General features: G+C 62.0%; 13 protein-coding genes and 1 pseudogene. 6 read left to right on the forward strand and 8 right to left on the reverse strand.

The window, feature by feature from the left end; genetic code table 11:
• Nucleotides 1–127: 127 nt before the first annotated feature.
• The 4 genes and pseudogenes from ACMGF9_RS12200 to ACMGF9_RS12215 all read right to left on the reverse strand — a co-directional run bounded on the left by ACMGF9_RS12200 (nucleotide 128) and on the right by ACMGF9_RS12215 (nucleotide 5,092).
• A complete protein-coding gene (locus ACMGF9_RS12200; RefSeq protein ID WP_118892067.1) occupies nucleotides 128–2,227 on the reverse strand; it encodes a peptidase domain-containing ABC transporter in 2,100 nt (699 codons plus the stop codon).
• Nucleotides 2,220–3,494: pseudogene (locus tag ACMGF9_RS12205) on the reverse strand (HlyD family secretion protein). The gene ACMGF9_RS12200 and the pseudogene ACMGF9_RS12205 overlap by 8 nt, the downstream one beginning before the upstream one ends.
• Nucleotides 3,495–3,755: 261 nt before the next feature.
• Complete coding sequence (locus ACMGF9_RS12210) at nucleotides 3,756–4,079, reverse strand: hypothetical protein (RefSeq protein ID WP_099981881.1); 324 nt, start codon at nucleotides 4,077–4,079, stop codon at nucleotides 3,756–3,758.
• Between the two features lie 269 nt (nucleotides 4,080–4,348).
• On the reverse strand, nucleotides 4,349–5,092 hold the full coding sequence (locus ACMGF9_RS12215; RefSeq protein WP_118892069.1) for a sulfite exporter TauE/SafE family protein: 744 nt from the start codon (nucleotides 5,090–5,092) through the stop codon (nucleotides 4,349–4,351).
• Between the two features lie 107 nt (nucleotides 5,093–5,199).
• Between ACMGF9_RS12215 and ACMGF9_RS12220 the strand changes: the two genes are divergently transcribed.
• Complete coding sequence (locus ACMGF9_RS12220) at nucleotides 5,200–6,081, forward strand: LysR substrate-binding domain-containing protein (RefSeq protein WP_004940783.1); 882 nt, start codon at nucleotides 5,200–5,202, stop codon at nucleotides 6,079–6,081.
• Nucleotides 6,082–6,087: 6 nt separating this feature from the next.
• Here ACMGF9_RS12220 and ACMGF9_RS12225 read toward each other — a convergent pair whose 3' ends face one another.
• The 4 genes from ACMGF9_RS12225 to ACMGF9_RS12240 form a co-directional block, all read right to left on the reverse strand.
• Nucleotides 6,088–9,660, reverse strand: a complete 3,573-nt coding sequence (locus tag ACMGF9_RS12225) for a molybdopterin cofactor-binding domain-containing protein (protein WP_414160263.1) — start codon at nucleotides 9,658–9,660, stop codon at nucleotides 6,088–6,090.
• Nucleotides 9,653–10,195: a (2Fe-2S)-binding protein gene (locus ACMGF9_RS12230; protein WP_004938615.1), complete on the reverse strand. Its 543-nt coding sequence runs from the start codon at nucleotides 10,193–10,195 to the stop codon at nucleotides 9,653–9,655. Before ACMGF9_RS12230 ends, ACMGF9_RS12225 begins: the two co-directional genes overlap by 8 nt.
• Before the next feature lie 85 nt (nucleotides 10,196–10,280).
• Nucleotides 10,281–10,754 carry a MarR family winged helix-turn-helix transcriptional regulator gene (locus ACMGF9_RS12235; RefSeq protein ID WP_004938613.1) on the reverse strand — a complete coding sequence of 158 codons (474 nt, stop codon included), beginning with the start codon at nucleotides 10,752–10,754 and terminating at the stop codon, nucleotides 10,281–10,283.
• Between the two features lie 66 nt (nucleotides 10,755–10,820).
• Nucleotides 10,821–11,879 carry a 2,5-dihydroxypyridine 5,6-dioxygenase gene (locus ACMGF9_RS12240; protein ID WP_015377796.1) on the reverse strand — a complete coding sequence of 353 codons (1,059 nt, stop codon included), beginning with the start codon at nucleotides 11,877–11,879 and terminating at the stop codon, nucleotides 10,821–10,823.
• Between the two features lie 326 nt (nucleotides 11,880–12,205).
• Here ACMGF9_RS12240 and ACMGF9_RS12245 point away from each other — a divergent pair, with 326 nt between their 5' ends.
• The 5 genes from ACMGF9_RS12245 to ACMGF9_RS12265 all read left to right on the forward strand — a co-directional run bounded on the left by ACMGF9_RS12245 (nucleotide 12,206) and on the right by ACMGF9_RS12265 (nucleotide 17,008).
• Nucleotides 12,206–13,357, forward strand: a complete 1,152-nt coding sequence (locus ACMGF9_RS12245) for an FAD-dependent monooxygenase (protein ID WP_033634195.1) — start codon at nucleotides 12,206–12,208, stop codon at nucleotides 13,355–13,357.
• On the forward strand, nucleotides 13,354–14,148 hold the full coding sequence (locus ACMGF9_RS12250) for an alpha/beta hydrolase (RefSeq protein ID WP_021505248.1): 795 nt from the start codon (nucleotides 13,354–13,356) through the stop codon (nucleotides 14,146–14,148). Before ACMGF9_RS12245 ends, ACMGF9_RS12250 begins: the two co-directional genes overlap by 4 nt.
• Nucleotides 14,149–14,163: 15 nt before the next feature.
• Complete coding sequence (locus tag ACMGF9_RS12255; protein WP_015377793.1) at nucleotides 14,164–14,916, forward strand: maleate cis-trans isomerase; 753 nt, start codon at nucleotides 14,164–14,166, stop codon at nucleotides 14,914–14,916.
• A 9-nt stretch (nucleotides 14,917–14,925) separates the two neighbouring features.
• Nucleotides 14,926–15,555, forward strand: a complete 630-nt coding sequence (locus tag ACMGF9_RS12260) for an N-carbamoylsarcosine amidohydrolase (protein ID WP_015377792.1) — start codon at nucleotides 14,926–14,928, stop codon at nucleotides 15,553–15,555.
• Nucleotides 15,556–15,697: 142 nt separating this feature from the next.
• Nucleotides 15,698–17,008 carry an MFS transporter gene (locus ACMGF9_RS12265; RefSeq protein WP_004938595.1) on the forward strand — a complete coding sequence of 437 codons (1,311 nt, stop codon included), beginning with the start codon at nucleotides 15,698–15,700 and terminating at the stop codon, nucleotides 17,006–17,008.
• Nucleotides 17,009–17,035: the final 27 nt, after the last annotated feature.

Raw genomic sequence — 17,035 nt, forward strand, 5'->3', positions numbered from 1 at the left:
CGCGCAATGCGCCGCGCCGTAAATTGAAAGCCGAAGCGAGCAGCAAAAATAGCCTTGCCCCATCGCCATTTATTGGGTTTTTAGGGGAGAACAGTGAAAATGGCCGGTGCCGCGGGTGATACCCCCCTTATCCCAAATGTATAACCCGATCTGCCGACGCAATGGTCGTTTCACGGTGGGCAATGATCAGCTTAGTGATATTGAGTCTCTTGATGGCCTGATTCACCACAGCTTCGCTCTCCTTATCCAGCGCGCTGGTGGCCTCATCCAGAAACAAAATAGCCGGTTTTTTGTAGATTGCCCGGGCTATGAATAGCCGTTGTTTTTGCCCGCCGGACAATCCTTCCCCCAACTCGCCAATCAGTGTTTCATATCCCATAGGCATGCGTAAAATCACGTCATGCAGATAGCTGGCACGGGCACAGGTTTGCATCCAGGCATCGTCCACCTCGTCCGCAAACCCGCAAATATTTTCCCGGATCGAGCCGGAGAACAGTTTGTCGTCCTGCATCACGCAGGCAATCATTTTGTGGTAGTTGTTGATGCCGAGCTGGCGGATATCGACACCGTTCACCTCAACCCGCCCTGAATCCGGGGTCAACAGTCCGCACAACACCTTCATCAACGTGGTTTTGCCGGCGCCGGACGGGCCCACAATGGCCACGCTTTCGCCCGGCGCAACGCTGATGTCCAGGCCATCAAAGATAGCCGGTGACTGGCTGTCGTAACGATAGCTCAGGGCATGGGTCGTCAATCCCAAAGGTTGCAGGCCCGCCGTGTAAGGGTGATCGGGTTTACGCGCCTCCCGCGGATGCAGAGCGATATCGGCAATGCGCTCGTTATGCAGGCTCATCATGCGCAGTTGCAGCAAAAACTCCGTCAGCGACCCGATACGGTCGGAGAACTGCCCCCGAAAGGCGCCGAACGCCACGAACATGCCGAGGGTCATCTGGTTATCGATCACCAGGCTGGTTCCCAACCACAGAATGACGATCTGGTCGCACGCCGCTATGAAGGTGTTGATCCCGCCAAACAGCATGTCCATTCGGGTGACGCGGATACCCGTGTTGATGGTGTCGATTTCAAGGTTTAGCCAGTGAGCGATGCGGCGTTCTGCCATACCCTGCATCTTGACGGTAGCGATACCGTACAGCGTTTCCATAAAATACGAGCCTGCCCGCGCCTCTCTCACCAGCGCCTCCTCGGACAGCTGGCGATAATAGCCGTAGGTCAGCAGTCGCATCAGCACATAGAGCGCGGTGAACGCGATCACCACCCCACTCAGCCAGCCGCCATACAGCACCATCATCACCAGCACGCCAATCACCATGATGCCGTCCATGATGGCGCCGACGATGCTGGTGGTGAAAGTGCTGCGCAGCGTATCCAGTGAACCGAAGCGTGACTGAATGTCACCCAGCTTACGCCGTTCAAAGTAACCGAGCGGCAGTCGCAGCAGATGGGTGAACAACCCGGACTGCCACTGCACGTTGATAAGCGTCGCCATGACCAATCCTGACCATGCCCGCACCATGCCGATGGCAGCCCGCAACAAGATAAACAGCATCAATCCGGCGCAGATGAGCGACAGTAACCCGCGATCTCCGGCAGGAATGGCGTGATCCATCACCAGCTGCGTGCCGATGGGCATCACCAGGTTGATGGTTTCGAATACCAGAGACAGGCAAAAGATTTTGCCGAGCGCCCCCTTGAGCCCGTGTACGCTGCCAATCAGCGTGCGCAGGTGAATGCGGTGGCGAACGCTGTCGGCGGTAAAGGTGCTGCCGGGCCAGGCCTCAAGCGCTACGCCGGTGAAACTGTGCGACAGCTCCGCCAGGCTGACCGCCCGCCGCCCGCGCGCCGGATCGTGCAGCACTGCGCGGCGGCCTTTGACGCTGACCAGCACCACAAAATGGTTGAATTCCCAGTGCAGAATGCAGGGCAGTTTTAGCGCGCCAAGTTCGTCCAGCTCCAGTGACAAGGGGCGAGTGCTCAACCCCAGCTGTTCGGCGATACCGGTCAGCCCAACCAATGTGGCACCGCGGGATGACAGATTGAACTGCCGGCGCAGCGCAATCAGGTCGATGTTTTTGCCGTAGTAGCCGCAAATCATCGCCAGACAGGCCAGCCCGCATTCTGACGACTCGGTCTGGTGTACCATCGGAACCCGGTGGCGCAGCCGCAGATCCAGCTGGCTGACCCGTTGTTTGAATGTGGTCCTACTCATTGACCGGCCCCGTCGCGCTGTGTTTCATGTCGTAGAACGGCGACAGCATCCATTGATAAATCTTCCTTTTTTCCAGAAACAGGGTGCTTTGCGCTTTCATGCCGTTTTCCAGGCTCAGACGTTTACCGTCATAGGCAATGGCCTGTTTCTCCGGCATGACGATCACTTTGTAGTAAGGCACGGCGGCGGTCAGCGCCGCTTTGGGCGCCCCCTGGTAGGTCAGCATTTCCTGCGGTGAGGCCGGGGCTTTGGAGATAATGGACACTGTACCGGCGAACTGGCCGAACTTCTCCGCCGGAAAGGCGTCATAGCGCACATTGACCTTATCGCCGGCGGCAATGTAGGGGATGGCGTCGTTGGGCACCCACAGTACCAGGGCATAGCGATCGATGTTTTGCGGAATAATCTGCAGCAGACTGTCGCCGACGTTGACCATTTGGCCAACCGTGACGCTCAGCGAGTCGATGCGGCCGCCGGCCAGCGCGCGAACGATAATATCGCCAGTGGCATCGATGTTTTGCCGCTCCTTTTGCAGCTCGTAGCGCTGCAGCTCCATCTGGTAGATCTGGTTATCAAATTCGGCGGCCTGGATATGGATCTGGCTTTCCAGCGCGGTGATCTGCAGCGCATTCTGTTCATTCTGGCCGGACAGGCCCAGCAGGTTGTTCTGCTGCTGGTAATACAGCGCCACCTGGTTGGTGAGCTGATCCTTGTTGATCAGCCCCTGGGTCTGATAGTGCCGGTAGTTCTCCATGTTCTCCTTCATGATGCGTATCCCTTCCTGGGCGCGTTTGAGGATGTCGGTGGAGCGGGTGAACGCAGCGGTATATTGTGTCTTCTATTTCTCCAGCATGGTAAGCGTGGCCTGCTTGCTGCTTTCCAGTCGGTTAATGATTTGCGCAATGCGTGCCAGCTGGTCATCGATATCCCGCTGCTGGTTATCGCTGACCACTCCGCTGCGGGTGCTTTTACTGACGTCAATCTGGTAAATGGGGGCACCGGCGGCAATCACCTGCCCTTCGGTGACAAATTGTTTGACCACTATCCCCTGAACCGTGGAGTAAACGTTCGCGGCGCGGGGATAGGTGCTGATCTCACCGGTCACGTTGACCCGCCGGGTATAGGTGCCGGCGATCGCGAAGGTGAGAAAGGCGATGAAGAAAAACAGGCAGAGCCCTGTCGTGCCCCAAACGGGAATACCGGGTAGCAGGAGCGCCCTGCCACGCCATTTCATTTTCTGATTCTCGATCGCTTCCTGGCGAAACATGAGCAGCGTCCCTTAGTGATAGCTAACATTCAAATTCACAGGCTACTGTATTGACAATAAAATAAGCAGAAGGTCAGTTAATTTTGGTGAGAGGATATGAAACCATTAGAATAAACACCTTTAAATCTTCTGAGTGATCCTAGCGCCAATAAATTTTTATGAACGTATATTTCACCCAATGGTAGTATCATATCCAGAGAAAAATCAGAGAGATCCAGTTCGACAAGCCTTTTTATTTTTTAAATCCTACAGTATCTACTTCTAACTCATTTTCATCGTGGTAAAATAGACTATCGTCATAACAATAACAAAAATAGAACAGAACAATAAATCACTTGAAAAATTTCTCAATGAATCCAAATAATCATTGCTGTTCTTATTTAATTTTTTAATGGCATCGCTTTCGTTATCAGCCTCTACTTCGATATGATGCTTTCTGAACCCCTTCTGCTTCATGTCTTTAATTATTTCTCGTGTAACCACTTCCTTTCTTAGCACTTTTGATTCATCACTCTTTATAAAAACAACATATCTATTCATCATATACCCCATCTCCGTTATCAGACGCTCTTTTTCCACTCCCATCGCGATCCTGCCATCCACCTGACACCGCATCGAATTGGCTGCTTAAAATTTCCTTCATCAAGGTTCCCCTATACATTCACTGGGGTTATCCCATTTTAAAAGGGTTATAGTTGAAAAAGTAAAACACACTAATAACAATCCATAACCATCCTGTATTTCATGAAAAAACCAATAAGAAAAGTGTGTTCTAAACATTGCAAGCCATCATATTAAAATAAAACCCATAATAATATACCGAACCTGATTACACGTAGGTACTATCGATTCAATTAATTGAATCGCCAAACAATCTCAACGCCCAAGATTAATAACCCAATAAAGAAAAGGCGGCGAAACAGCTGCGGGCGACAATGACGGCGCACGATCCCGCCCAGCCACATGCCGGCCAACGCCGGCAACAGCGACAGCAAGGAAACGCCGAGCAGCGTGCCGGGCAGCGCCTGATGCCAGGCTAATCCGGCGCCCAGCGCCAGCGTCGAGACGGTGAACGACAGCCCCAGCGCCTGCACCAGCTCATCGCGCGCCAGGCCCAACGCATTCAGGTAAGGCACCGCCGGAATGACGAATACCCCGGTGGCGCCGGTCAGCGTACCGGTCACCAGGCCGCACAGCGGCCCCAGCCAAGGCTCTGCCACGGCGGAAATGCGCCAATCAAAACGGGTGAATCCCAGCAGCGCATAGCCGATCAGACACATGCCCAGCGCCAGCGGCGCCAGGCGGCCGTCGCCGGCAGTGAGCGCCCCCGCGCTCAACAATGTGCCCAGCGTGACGCACAGCATCATCGGCCAGAGCCGCCGCCACAGCGCCCACAGCGTCGGCCCGCACAGCAGTTGCCACAGGTTGGTGATCAGCGAGGGCAACAGCAGCAGCGCGGCGGCCTGCCCCGGCGGCATCATCAGGCTGAGCAACCCCATCGACACCGTCGGCAACCCCAGACCGATCGCCCCTTTGACCGTGCCGGCCAGTGTAAAAATGCCCGTCAGGGCGACAATTTCGAGTAACGTCAGCGACATGCGTCTATCCTTATGGCGAATCAACGGCTCGATTGTGGCCAGCGCCGCGCCGCGGCACAATGCGGCAATGACAGAGCCTGCCTGCGGCAAAGACAGAGGGAAAACGCATGCATTTTGACTTTATCGATCTGCGGCTGTTGGCGGCGGTGCTCGAGACCGGCAGCATCACCGCCGGCGCCGAGCGCGTCGGGCTGTCGCTGGCCGCCGCCAGCGCCCGCATGCGCGGGCTGGAGCAACAGGCCGGCGTAGCGCTGCTGACGCGCAATCCGCGCGGCGTCCAGGCGACGCCCGCCGGTGAGCGCCTGTTGCATCACGCGCGAGTGCTATTGCAGCAGCGCGACCGGCTGCGCGGTGATATGGCCGAGTTCGCGCCGGGCCAGCGCAGCCAGCTGCGCATCGTCGCCAATACCGTCGCCGCCGACGCCTTTTTGCCGGAGCTGTTGGCGGATTTTCTGATGCTGCACCCGCACACCGATATCGCGCTGGAAGAGCTGCCCAGCCCGGCCATCGCGCAGGCAATCGCCGAACGAGCGGCGGATATCGGCATCGTCGCGGATCACGCCGATCTGCGCGGGCTGACAAGTTACCCTTTTCGCCAGGATCGTCTGGTGCTGGCGCTGCCGCCAGGGCATGCGCTCAGCGGCCGCCGGCAGGTCAGCTTTGCGGACGCCCTGCCTTTTGATTTCATCGGCCTGCCGGAAGAGAGCGCGCTGCAACAGCATCTTGAGCAATTGGCGATACGCAGCGGCGGCCCGATGCGGCTGCGGGCGCGTGCCGCTCATTTCGACGCCATCTGCCGCATGGTGCTGCGCGGCGCCGGGCTGGCGGTGGTGCCGGAAGAGAGCGCACAACGCCAGCCGGAAATTCGGCACAGCGCACTGCCGCTGACGGACGATTGGGCGACCCGGCGCCTGTCGATCGCGGTGCGTGACCCTGCGCAGTTGCCGCTGCCGGCGCAGCGGCTGGTGGCGTTCCTGCGCCATGCCTGAGGCGGCTCAGTGCGTGCCCGGCTCTGCGCGCAGCCGCGCAACCTGCGCCTCCACGTCGCGCCAGGCCGGTTTGTCGCCGGCATAGCGTTGGCGTAAATAATTCACCAGCGCCGTTACCTGCCGATCGGAAAAACTGTCCTTAAAGCCCGGCATAAAGCCCAATTCGGCGGTGGCCGGTTTGGGGATCCCTTGCAGGATCACCTTGATCAGGTTATCAGGGCGATCGCTGAAGATGTTGGTGTTATTGGCCAGATCCGGGCTGACGCCGAACAGCTGCGGCCCGCCGGCGGCGGCGCTGTGGCAGGCCTGGCAAGCGCCCTGAAACAACCGCTCACCGGCAAGTTGCCCCACCGCCGGCAATGCGCGAGCCGCCAACTGCGCCTGCGGTTCCACGTTCAGCGTCGACTTGGCGCTCAGCGACATCACATAATTGGCCATCGCCCGCAGATCGCTCTGCGGCAACGTCGCCAGCTCGCTCACCACCGGCCCCATCGGCCCGGCCGCCACGCCGTGCTCGGCGGAATGCCCGCTGCGGAAATACTGAAACAGCTGTTCCTCGGTCCAGGGTTTTTCCGCATTGGCCAATTGATTCAGCGCCGGCGCTTCCCACCCGTCCACCATCCCCCCCGCCAGGAAAGCCGCGCCGCCCTTTTCCGCCCCCAGCAGGTTGCGCGGCGAATGGCAGGCGGCGCAATGGCCAAGCCCGTTGACCAGATAAGCGCCGCGGTTCCATTGCGCGCTTTGTTGCGGATCGGGTTGATATTCCCCCTGGCGCAGGAACAGCGCGTTCCAGCCGGCCATCAGCGGCCGCAGGTTAAACGGGAAACGCATCTGATTGGCCGGGTTGCTCTGGCGCACCGCCGGTTGCGACATCAGATAAGCGTACAGCGCCTGCATGTCGCCGTCGGTCATTTTGCTGAAGGCGGTGTAAGGAAATGCCGGATAGAGGTGGCGGCCGTCGCGGGCGATACCCTGGCGCATCGCCCGATCGAACGCGGTAAACGACCAGTTGCCGATGCCGGTTGCCACGTCCGGGGTAATATTGGTGCTGTAGAGCGTGCCGAACGGCGTCGCCATCGCCAGCCCGCCGGCGTTGGTCGCCCCTTCCGATGCGGTATGGCAAACCGCGCAGTCTCCGGCGGCGGCCAGCTGACGGCCGCGCTCCAGCGTGGCGGCCGACCAGGTGCCGGCGCCGGGCGTCGCCACCGGCGCGATCTCCGCCCGCCACGGCAAGGCGCTGCCGGCGATGCCCAGCACGGCGCCGAACAGCCCCGCCGCGCCGCCGAACCACCATTTGCCGCGCTTCTTTTTCTTGGGCGGCGCGGCCTGCCGTTCGGCATCCGGCCCATTCAGCGCCTCACGCAGCTTGTCCGAGGTGATCGGCAGCTCGCGAAAACGAATGCCGGTGGCGTCGAACACCGCGTTGGCGATGGCCGCCGCGCTGGGCACCGACGCCGACTCCCCGGCGCCCAGCGGCGGATCGTAAGGGCGCGGCATCATCACCACGTCCACCTCCGGCACCTCCGGGAAGGTCAGGATCGGGTAGGCTCCCCATTCTTTGGCGGAGACCGTCGATTCCTCAAAGGTCACGCGCTCTTTCAATACCCGGCTGGTCGATTGCAATACATTGCCGTGAATTTGGTGGCGCACGCCGTCCGGGTTAACCATCATGCCCGCGTCGTGGCCGACCACGATGCGCGTCACCGCCACTTCGCCGCTGGCTTTGTCGATCGCCACGTCGGCCACCCAGGCAGCCCAGGCCGCGCCAAAGCCGGGAAACTTGCTGTGGATGTAACGGGCATAGGCAAAGCCGCGCCCGCGCAGCACGCCGTCTTCCGCCGGGGTCTGCATCGGTTCGGTATGCGGCGTCCAGCCGGCGCGTTCTGCGGTGCTGCGCATCAGTTCACTGGCGCGTTCATCATTGATGTAGCGCAGCCGATACTCCAGCGGATCGACGCCGGCGGCGTGGGCCAGCTCATCGATATAAGACTCGTGGGCGAAGGTGTTGGGCAAGGCGGAAACGCCGCGCATCCAGGAGGCACGCACGATCGGCGCCATGTCCTCGATGCTGACGCGCAGCGACGGATACTCATAAGGCGGCACCGAAGTGCGGTCGCCCATTTCATAGGCCACCGGCAGCGGCTCGACCCGGCCGGTCAGCAGCAGCGCCAGCGTCGGCGCGCCGTTGGAAGGATAATAGGTGCGAAAGTCGTAGGCGACCGGGTGCCCGGCGGAGTTCAGCCCGCCGTCCACCTCCATCAGTTGCGCCGTGCCCTTCGGTTCCCACACATGCTCTTGTTCGCGGGTCAGCTGCACCCGCACCGGCCTGCCCACCGCGCGCGACAGCAGCGCCGCGTCGGCGCAGACGTCATCGGCGCAATTGCGGCCATAGCAGCCGGCCGCTTCCATGCGAACGATCTCGATCTGCGCTTCCGGGTACTCCAGCAGCCAAGCCAGATCGGCGCGCAGCAGGTGCGGGTTCTGGCTGCCTGACCAGACCTGCAGACGCTCCGGCCGGTAGTCCGCCAGCGCGCAGGAAGGGCCAATCGAGGCATGAAGCTGATACGGCCACAGATAGCTGCGGGTGAAACGCCTGTCGGCCGCCGCCAGCGCCGCGTCGACATCGCCGGTATCGTGCACCACTCGGGTCGAATGCGGGTTGTCGCGCAGCGCCTGCGCCACGTCGGTCATCTGCGGCAAATTGCGCCGCCAGTCTTTCCAGCTGACCTGCAGCGCCTGCGCCGCCTTGACCGCCTGCTCTTCGCGCTCGGCGACAATGCCGATGAAATCGCCGATCACCACCAGTTTGACGATGCCGGGAATATGCGCGATCGAGGTTTCGTCCACCGCCAGCAGGCTGGTGCCGACAAATTCGCCGCTGTCGTAACCGGCATAGGGCGGCCGCACTACCCGGCCGTGCAGCATATTCGGCAACCGCATATCGTGTACGTAAGTGGTTTCGCCGGTCGCCTTGGCCGGAATATCGACGCGCGCGGCGCTGGTGCCCACCAGACGGTATTCCGCCTGCGGTTTCAGCGGCGCGTCGCCGGAAATCGACAGCTCGACATGACCGCCGGCCACCAGCTCGGCGTAGCTCAGCGCCTGCCCCTGCGGGCTGCGGATCACGCCCTCCTCCAGCGTCAGCTGTTCCACCGGCGCATCGAAGCGCTGCGCCGCCTGGCGCAACAGCCAACGGCGCGCTTCGGCGGCGGCGTTACGCAGCGGCACGGCGGCGATCTGCAGCGTGGCGCTGGCGATGGTGGCGCCCTGATTCGGCGCGCGCTCGGTATCGCCCAACACCATTTGCACCTGATCCATGCGCAGGTACAGCTCTTCGGCGACGATCTGGCCGAGCGCGGTGCGCACGCCGGTGCCGAGATCGACATGGCCGTTAAAGGCATAGATTTCACCGCTGCCGCACAGGGCGATAAACAGCCCTTGCTCCTTGGGCTTCAGCACCGGCGTTTGCCCCTTGGGCACCAGCCCCGGCGGCGGTTGCACGCTGTCGACGATCAACAGAACGCCGTCGCGCTGCAGCAATTCGGCCTGGCTCGGCGATGGGGTACGGGAATCAGTCATGATCGTGGGCGTCCTCATCGCGGCAGAGAATGATGGCGCGCTGAACCGCACGCAAGATTTCAAGATGGGTGCCGCAGCGGCACAGATTGCCGGACAGCGCCTGACGGATCTCCGCCTCACTCGGGGCGGGATTGCGATCCAACAGGGCTTTGGTGGTCATGATCATGCCATTGAGACAGTAGCCGCATTGCGCCGCCTGCTCTTCGATAAAGGCGCGCTGCACCGGATGCGGGCGCTGGCGAGTGCCGAGACCTTCCAGGGTCACGATCGCCCGGCCGGACACGCCGAGGGCCGGGATCACGCAGGAGCGCGCCGCCACGCCGTCGATCAGCACGGTGCACGCGCCGCATTCGCCCAGGCCGCAGCCGTATTTTGGGCCGTTGAGCGCCAGATCGTTGCGCAGTACCAGCAAGAGCGGCGTATCCGCCATCACCTGCGCATGAAGCTGTTCGCCGTTCACCGACAGCATCAGCGGATGCTCCGTCAGCGTAGTTTTCGCGCCTTCCCTGGGCGATTGCACTTCAGATATCGCCATTGTTTGCGTCTCCGCCTGCACTTGATGGTCTTATGGGCTGGCCTCTCGCCACCGACCACCAGGCAACCGACGTTGCGCGGGCGAATCAGCCGGTGGCAGGGTCTTCCAGCATTTTATTCAGCAGGAATATCAGCGCTATCCGTTCGGCCGGGTTCAGCGTGCCGAACGTCAATTCTGTGATTTTGGCCGCCTGCGGCACCGTTTCCGCCAGCAGCGCGCCGCCGGCGTCGGTCAGGCCGACCACCACCTTGCGCCGATCCACCGGATCCGGCGTCACCGTGATCAGATCGCGCGCCTTCAGCCGCTCGACGATGCCGCGGATGGTGGCTTGATCCACCGCCGTCACCTGCACCAGCTCGGTCAGCGAGCTCGGCCCCATATCGCGCACCGCGCACAGGGTGATGAACTGCACCGCCGTCAGCTGCGAATCGCCGACGTTTTGTTGGAAAATCGCCACGTGGCGCTGATAAACCTTGCGCAGCAGGTGCCCGACTTGCTCGGTAAAATGATAATTTTCGGGTTGGCCGCTCACGGCTGACGGGTATTCGGGGGGCGTCATTGCGTTACTCTCACCATCTATGGAATCCACGAGAATAGTACAAACCCCCGCCGTTGGCAGCAACGATTACGCCCGGCGCACGCGCGACGCCTCCGGCGCCACCACTTCCCCGTCCGCCACCACCGTTTGCCCATCGAGACGAATGTCGCAGCGGCGCAGCGCGATGTCCATATGGCAAGGCGTTTTGCGCGTGCCGCCTACTTCGGTATTCGGCCCGGTGGAGAACAGGAAGTTGCCGTAGAACGCGCGTGCGTCCATGCACATGCCGTCGTTCTTGTCGTGCAGGCCCATCGCCGTCCACTGGGCGCGAGGCTGCAAACCCCAGCCGATGTGCGAGATACCGTACACTTCCGGATCGTCGAAGTATTTCATGTATTCGCGCAGGTATTCCGCCTCAAAACCGCCGTGAATGCGGGTGACGAACCCTTGTTCGATCTCCAGCGTGATGCGTTCGCGCGCATAGCTTTTGAACGGCAGCAAGATATCGCCAACCTCCAGCACCAACACGCCCTCCGCCTGCTCCTCATTCGGCCAGGTGAACAGGAAACCGCTCGGCCAGTGATCCCAGCGCCCCGGCTCATCGGCATAGCCGTACTCGGTCACCGTCGGATATTGCCCGAGCGGCGCGCGGAAATCGCTGCCGGCGGCGGAGGTCACCTGCATCAGCTTCGCCTGCTCCAGCACGGCGGCGGCGGCCAGCACCCGCGCTTTGTCCTCCGCGTTGGGCAACATGCGCGCCAGCACCTCCGGCGGCTCCACCGCCAGCAGGATGCGGGTGCCGGTTTTCAGGATCTGTTCCTGCTCCGGCGAATGCAGCAGCATCATGGTATCGACGATCAGGTCGGCGGCCTCCAGCGCACGCTGCGCCGCCAGGTTGCCGGTCAGCGCGGTATCACCGCAATAGGCGGTCATGTCGTTGCCCATCGCCCGCGGATGGTTGAACGCCGGCAGTTCGACGGCATACACCCTGGCGCCCAGCCGCAGCGCCGCGTCGGTCGCGGCGCGCACCGTGCGCGCATCGGAATAATGGCTTTTCAAAATCGCCACGCTCTGCGAAGCATCGACCTTCGACAGCGTAAGCACCTGCTCGAACAGCTGTACCAACTGGGTTTCATTGACCGCCATGGCCTGTCTCCTGTCACGTCAAGGGTATCCGACGCCCGCAAGGCGGCGGTTATTTTTCAAACAATTTAAAGTGAACACACTCATTTTATCTAAGTCAAAAAAGGAAGAGAAAGCAAGCCACAGATGGCCATCATAAGAAAGTCCTATTTCATGCCTTATCAATCCTGTGATTAACATGAGTTTAACAGTAATGCGCTGTCAATTAGCGTGAGCAAGATCTGATTTAACACTTTTGCAACTTTGCGTTATCTAGTGCATACACTATAAATCAATCGTCCAACCACGCGTTGGGCCTACGCTGAAAAAAGCCAACAGACAGGGGAAACATGATGAGCAAACAACCACGCATCGCCGTCGTCGGCGCCGGGCTGGGGGGCGCCGCCGCCGCCGGGCTGCTGCAAAAAGCCGGCTTTACCGTCGATCTGTATGAGCAGAGCCCGGCATTCTCGCGCCTCGGCGCCGGCATTCACATGGGGCCGAACGTGCTGAAGATTTTCCGCCGTCTCGGTATTGAGCAACGGTTGGAGCAGATGGCGTCTCATCCCGATTTCTGGTTCAGCCGCGACGCCGAAAGCGGCGACTACCTGTCGCGCATCGAGCTGGGCGCCTTCGCCCGCCGGGAGTACGGCGCCGCCTATGTAACGGTGCACCGCGGCGATTTGCAGGCGTTGCAGCTCTCCGCGCTGCAGCCCGGCACCCTGCACTTCGGCAAATGCCTGAGCAAGATTGAAGATCGCGGTGACGAGGTGGTGCTGAACTTCGTCGATGGCACCTCGGCCCACGCTGATATCGTGATCGGCGCCGACGGCATCAACTCGCGCATCCGCGAGCATCTGCTGGGCGCCGAAGCGCCGACCTACAGCGGCTGGGTGGCCCACCGCGCGCTGATCCGCGGCGAGAAGCTGGCGAAATACAACCTGACGTTCGAAGACTGCGTGAAGTGGTGGTCGGCGGATCGCCATCTGATGGTCTACTACACCACCCAACGGCGCGACGAATATTACTACGTCAGCGGCGTGCCGCACCCGGCCTGGGATTTCCAGGGCAGCTTCATCGACAGCAGCCGCGAAGAGATGTTCGAGACCTTCGCCGGCTACCATCCGATCGTGCAGGCGCTGATCGAATCCAGCGAACAGGTCACCAAATGGCCATTGCTGAACCGCAAACCGCTGCCGTTGTGGAGCGAAGGCCGTCTGGTGCTGCTCGGCGATGCCTGCCACCCGATGAAACCGCACATGGCGCAGGGCGCGGCGATGGCGATCGAAGACGCCGCCATGCTGACCCGCTGCCTGCAGGAAACCGGCCTCAGCGACTACCGCACCGCCTTCCAGCTGTATGAAGCCAACCGCAAGGAGCGCGCCTCCAGGGTGCAGGCGGTGTCCAACGCCAACACCTTCCTGCGCACCCAGGAAGATCCGGCCTGGGTTTACGGCTATGACCTGTACGCGCAAGCGCTGAAATCGGAGAACGCCGCATGAGCACCTTCCTCTACGGCGCCCACGTTCACGCCAACGACATTCGCCAGCACTATCTGCGCTACGGCGGCCACGGCCCGGCGCTGCTCCTGGTGCCCGGCATCACCAGCCCGGCGATCACCTGGGGCTTCGTCGCCGAGCGGCTGGGGGAAAAATACGACGTCTACGTGCTCGACGTGCGCGGCCGCGGTTTGTCGTCCAGCGGCCCGGAACTGGCTTATGACGCAGAGACCTGCGCACAGGACGTCAGCGCCTTCGCCGCCGCGCTGAACCTGGACAGTTACGCCCTGCTCGGCCATTCGATGGGCGCCCGCTTCGCCCTGCGCGCCGCCGTTTTGCGGCCCGCCGGCGTGCGGCGGCTGGTGCTGGTCGATCCGCCGGTTTCCGGCCCCGGCCGCCGCGCCTATCCCGGCCAATGGCCATGGTACGCCGACTCCATCCGGCAGTCGCAGCCGGGCATGAGCGCCGAGCAGATGCGCGCCTTTTGCCCAACCTGGAGCGAAGAACAGCGCCAGCTGCGCGCCGAGTGGCTGCATACCTGCTACGAGCCGGCGATCCAACGCGCCTACGACGATTTTCATCAGGTGGACAGCCACCGCGACTACCCGCAGCTGACCATGCCGACGCTGCTGATGGCCGCGGGCAAAGGCGGCGTCATTCAGCCCGAAGACCGGGCGGAGATCCGCGCGCTGCAGCCGGAGATCGCCATCGTCGAGGTCGAGAACGCCGGACACATGATCCCGTGGGACGATTTCGACGGCTTCTTCCGCGCCCTGGGCGATTTTCTGGATTAACTGAGGAACACCGACATGAGCAACCACTACCGCATCGGCCAGATCGTGCCCAGCTCCAACACCACGATGGAAACCGAGATCCCGGCGATGCTGGGCGCGCGCCAGTTGATACGCCCGGAGCGTTTCACCTTTCACTCCAGCCGCATGCGCATGAAACACGTCAATAAAGAAGAATTGGCGGCGATGGACGCCGAGTCCGACCGCTGTGCGCTGGAGCTGTCCGACGCGCGGGTCGACGTGCTCGGCTACGCCTGCCTGGTGGCCATCATGGCGATGGGGCTGGGCTACCACCGCGAATCGCAGGCCCGGCTGGCGCAGGTGACGAAAGACAATCAGGCCGCCGCGCCGGTTATCAGCAGCGCCGGCGCGCTGGTCAACGGCCTGAAGGTGATCGGCGCCAAACGCATCGCGCTGGTGGCGCCCTACATGAAACCGCTGACCCAGCTGGTGGTGGACTACATCCAGCACGAAGGCATCGAGGTCAAGGTATGGCGCGCGCTGGAGATCCCGGACAACCTCGAAGTCGGCAGGCACGATCCGGCCAGGCTGCCGGGGATCGTCGCCGAGATGGACTTACGCGAGGTCGATGCTATCGTGCTGTCCGCCTGCGTGCAGATGCCTTCGCTGCCGGCCGTCCCGACGGTGGAGGCCCAAACCGGCAAACCGGTGATCACCGCCGCCATCGCCACCACTTACGCGATGCTGACCGCGCTGGAGCTGGAGCCGATCGTCCCCGGCGCCGGCGCCCTGCTGTCCGGCGCCTATTGAGGAGGCAGAATGAACGACACCCTCAGCGACAACTATCGCGGCGTCTGGGGCCAGCGCATCGGCTTCGGCCGGCGCCCGGCGCTGCTGGCGATCGACTTTATGCAGGCCTACACCACCGAAGGCGCGCCGCTGTTCGCGCCGGGCGTAGTAAGCGCAGTCGAGGAAAGCCGCGAGCTGCTGGCCTGTGCGCGCCGAACGGGAATTCCGGTGATCCACACCCATATCCGCTATCATGCAGGCCATTTTGCCGATGGCGGCCTGTGGGTCAAGAAAGCGCCGGTGATGAAGGACATGGTGGAAGGCAACCCGCTGGCGGCGTTCTGCCCGCCGGTGGCGCCGCTGGGCGATGAGGTGGTGCTGAGCAAGCAATACGCCAGCGCCTTCTTCGGCACCGCGCTGGCGCCGCTGCTGGTGGCGCAAGGGATCGACACGCTGCTGATGATCGGCTGCTCCACCAGCGGCTGCATCCGCGCCAGCGCGGTGGACGCGGTGCAGCACGGCTTTCGCGCCATGGTGGTGCGCGAGTGCGTCGGCGATCGTCACCCCGGCCCGCACGAAGCCAACCTGTTCGACATCGACAGCAAATACGGCGACGTGGTGCACAAACGGGAGGCGCTCGACTATCTGAACCGGTTATGAATCAACGATTCACCTGCAACGACAATAACGAAGGCGCAGACAGCGCCTCAGGCGACCGCCCGAAACAGGGCGGCGTCCATGCAACGCAAACACAACAGGCGCCTCCTGCGGAGGCCAACACGCACCACCTGGAGACAACATCATGGCCATTGTCGACACCCCGCTGGCGGGGAAAGCGGACGCAGAATCGCTGCTGCTGTACCGCAAAATCACCTGGAAACTGATCCCGTTTCTTTGCCTGTGTTATCTGGCGGCCTACCTCGATCGCATCAACGTCGGGCTGGCCAAGCTGCAGATGGCCGACGCGCTGCAGCTGAGCGAAGCGGCCTTCGGCCTGGGTGCCGGGCTGTTCTTCGTCGGCTATATTCTGTTCGAGGTGCCGAGCAACCTGATCCTGCAGCGCGTCGGCGCCAAGATGTGGATCGCCCGCATCATGATCACCTGGGGGCTGCTGTCCACCGCCACCATGTTCGTCACCACGCCGACGCAGTTCTACGTCATTCGCTTCCTGCTCGGCGTGGCGGAGGCCGGTTTCCTGCCCGGCGTGCTCTTTTATCTGACGCTGTGGTTCCCGACCTATCGCCGCGGCCGCATCATCGCGTTGTTCATGATCGGCCTGCCGCTCTCCAGCGTGATCGGCGGGCCGCTCTCCGGCTGGATCATGGGCCATTTCGACATGCGCCACGGGCTGCACGGCTGGCAGTGGCTGTTTTTGCTGGAGGGCATTCCCAGCGTGCTGTTGGGCGTGCTGACCTTCTGGCTGTTGCCTAACACTTATCAGCAGGCCAAGTGGCTGACGCCCGAGGAAAAACAGCGCATTGCCGACGATCTGGCGCGCGACGACGCCGAAGCCGATCACGGCAAGCACAGCTTCCGCGACGGCTTCTTCAACCTGAAGGTGTGGATGCTCGGCGGCATCGACTTCGCCATTCTGCTCAGCGCCTACGCCATGGGCTTTTGGATGCCGACCTTCATCAAAACCGCCGGCGTCACCGACATCACCACCATCGGCTACCTGACGGCGATCCCCAGCGTCGCCGCCCTGCTCGGCATGCTGCTGATCGGCAGCAGTTCGGACCGGCTGCGCGAACGGCGCTGGCACATCATCGTGCCGTTTATCGTCGGCGCGTTGGCGATGGCCGGCAGCACCTTCTTCACCCACAATGCGCTGGCCACGGTGCTGCTGTTCTCCATCGCCCAGGCGGCAATCATCGGCGCGGTGCCGGTGTTCTTCAGTCTGCCGGCCACCTTCCTGCGCGGCACGGCGGCGGCGACCGGCTTCGCGCTGGCCTGCTCGCTGGCCAACATCGCCGGGCTGGTAAGCAATTCGCTGATGGGGCTGGCGCTGGATCTGACCGGCAAGAGCGGCGGCGCGCTCTGGGCCTTCGCCGGCTGCCTGCTGCTCAGCTCGCTGCTGGTGGTGGCCCTGCCGGCCAAGGTGGTGAACCGCTGACTGTCGGCCAAGCCAAAAAGACGAAGG

It is taken from the genome of Serratia sp. BNK-23 (assembly GCF_047456145.1).
GTDB lineage: Bacteria > Pseudomonadota > Gammaproteobacteria > Enterobacterales > Enterobacteriaceae > Serratia > Serratia nematodiphila.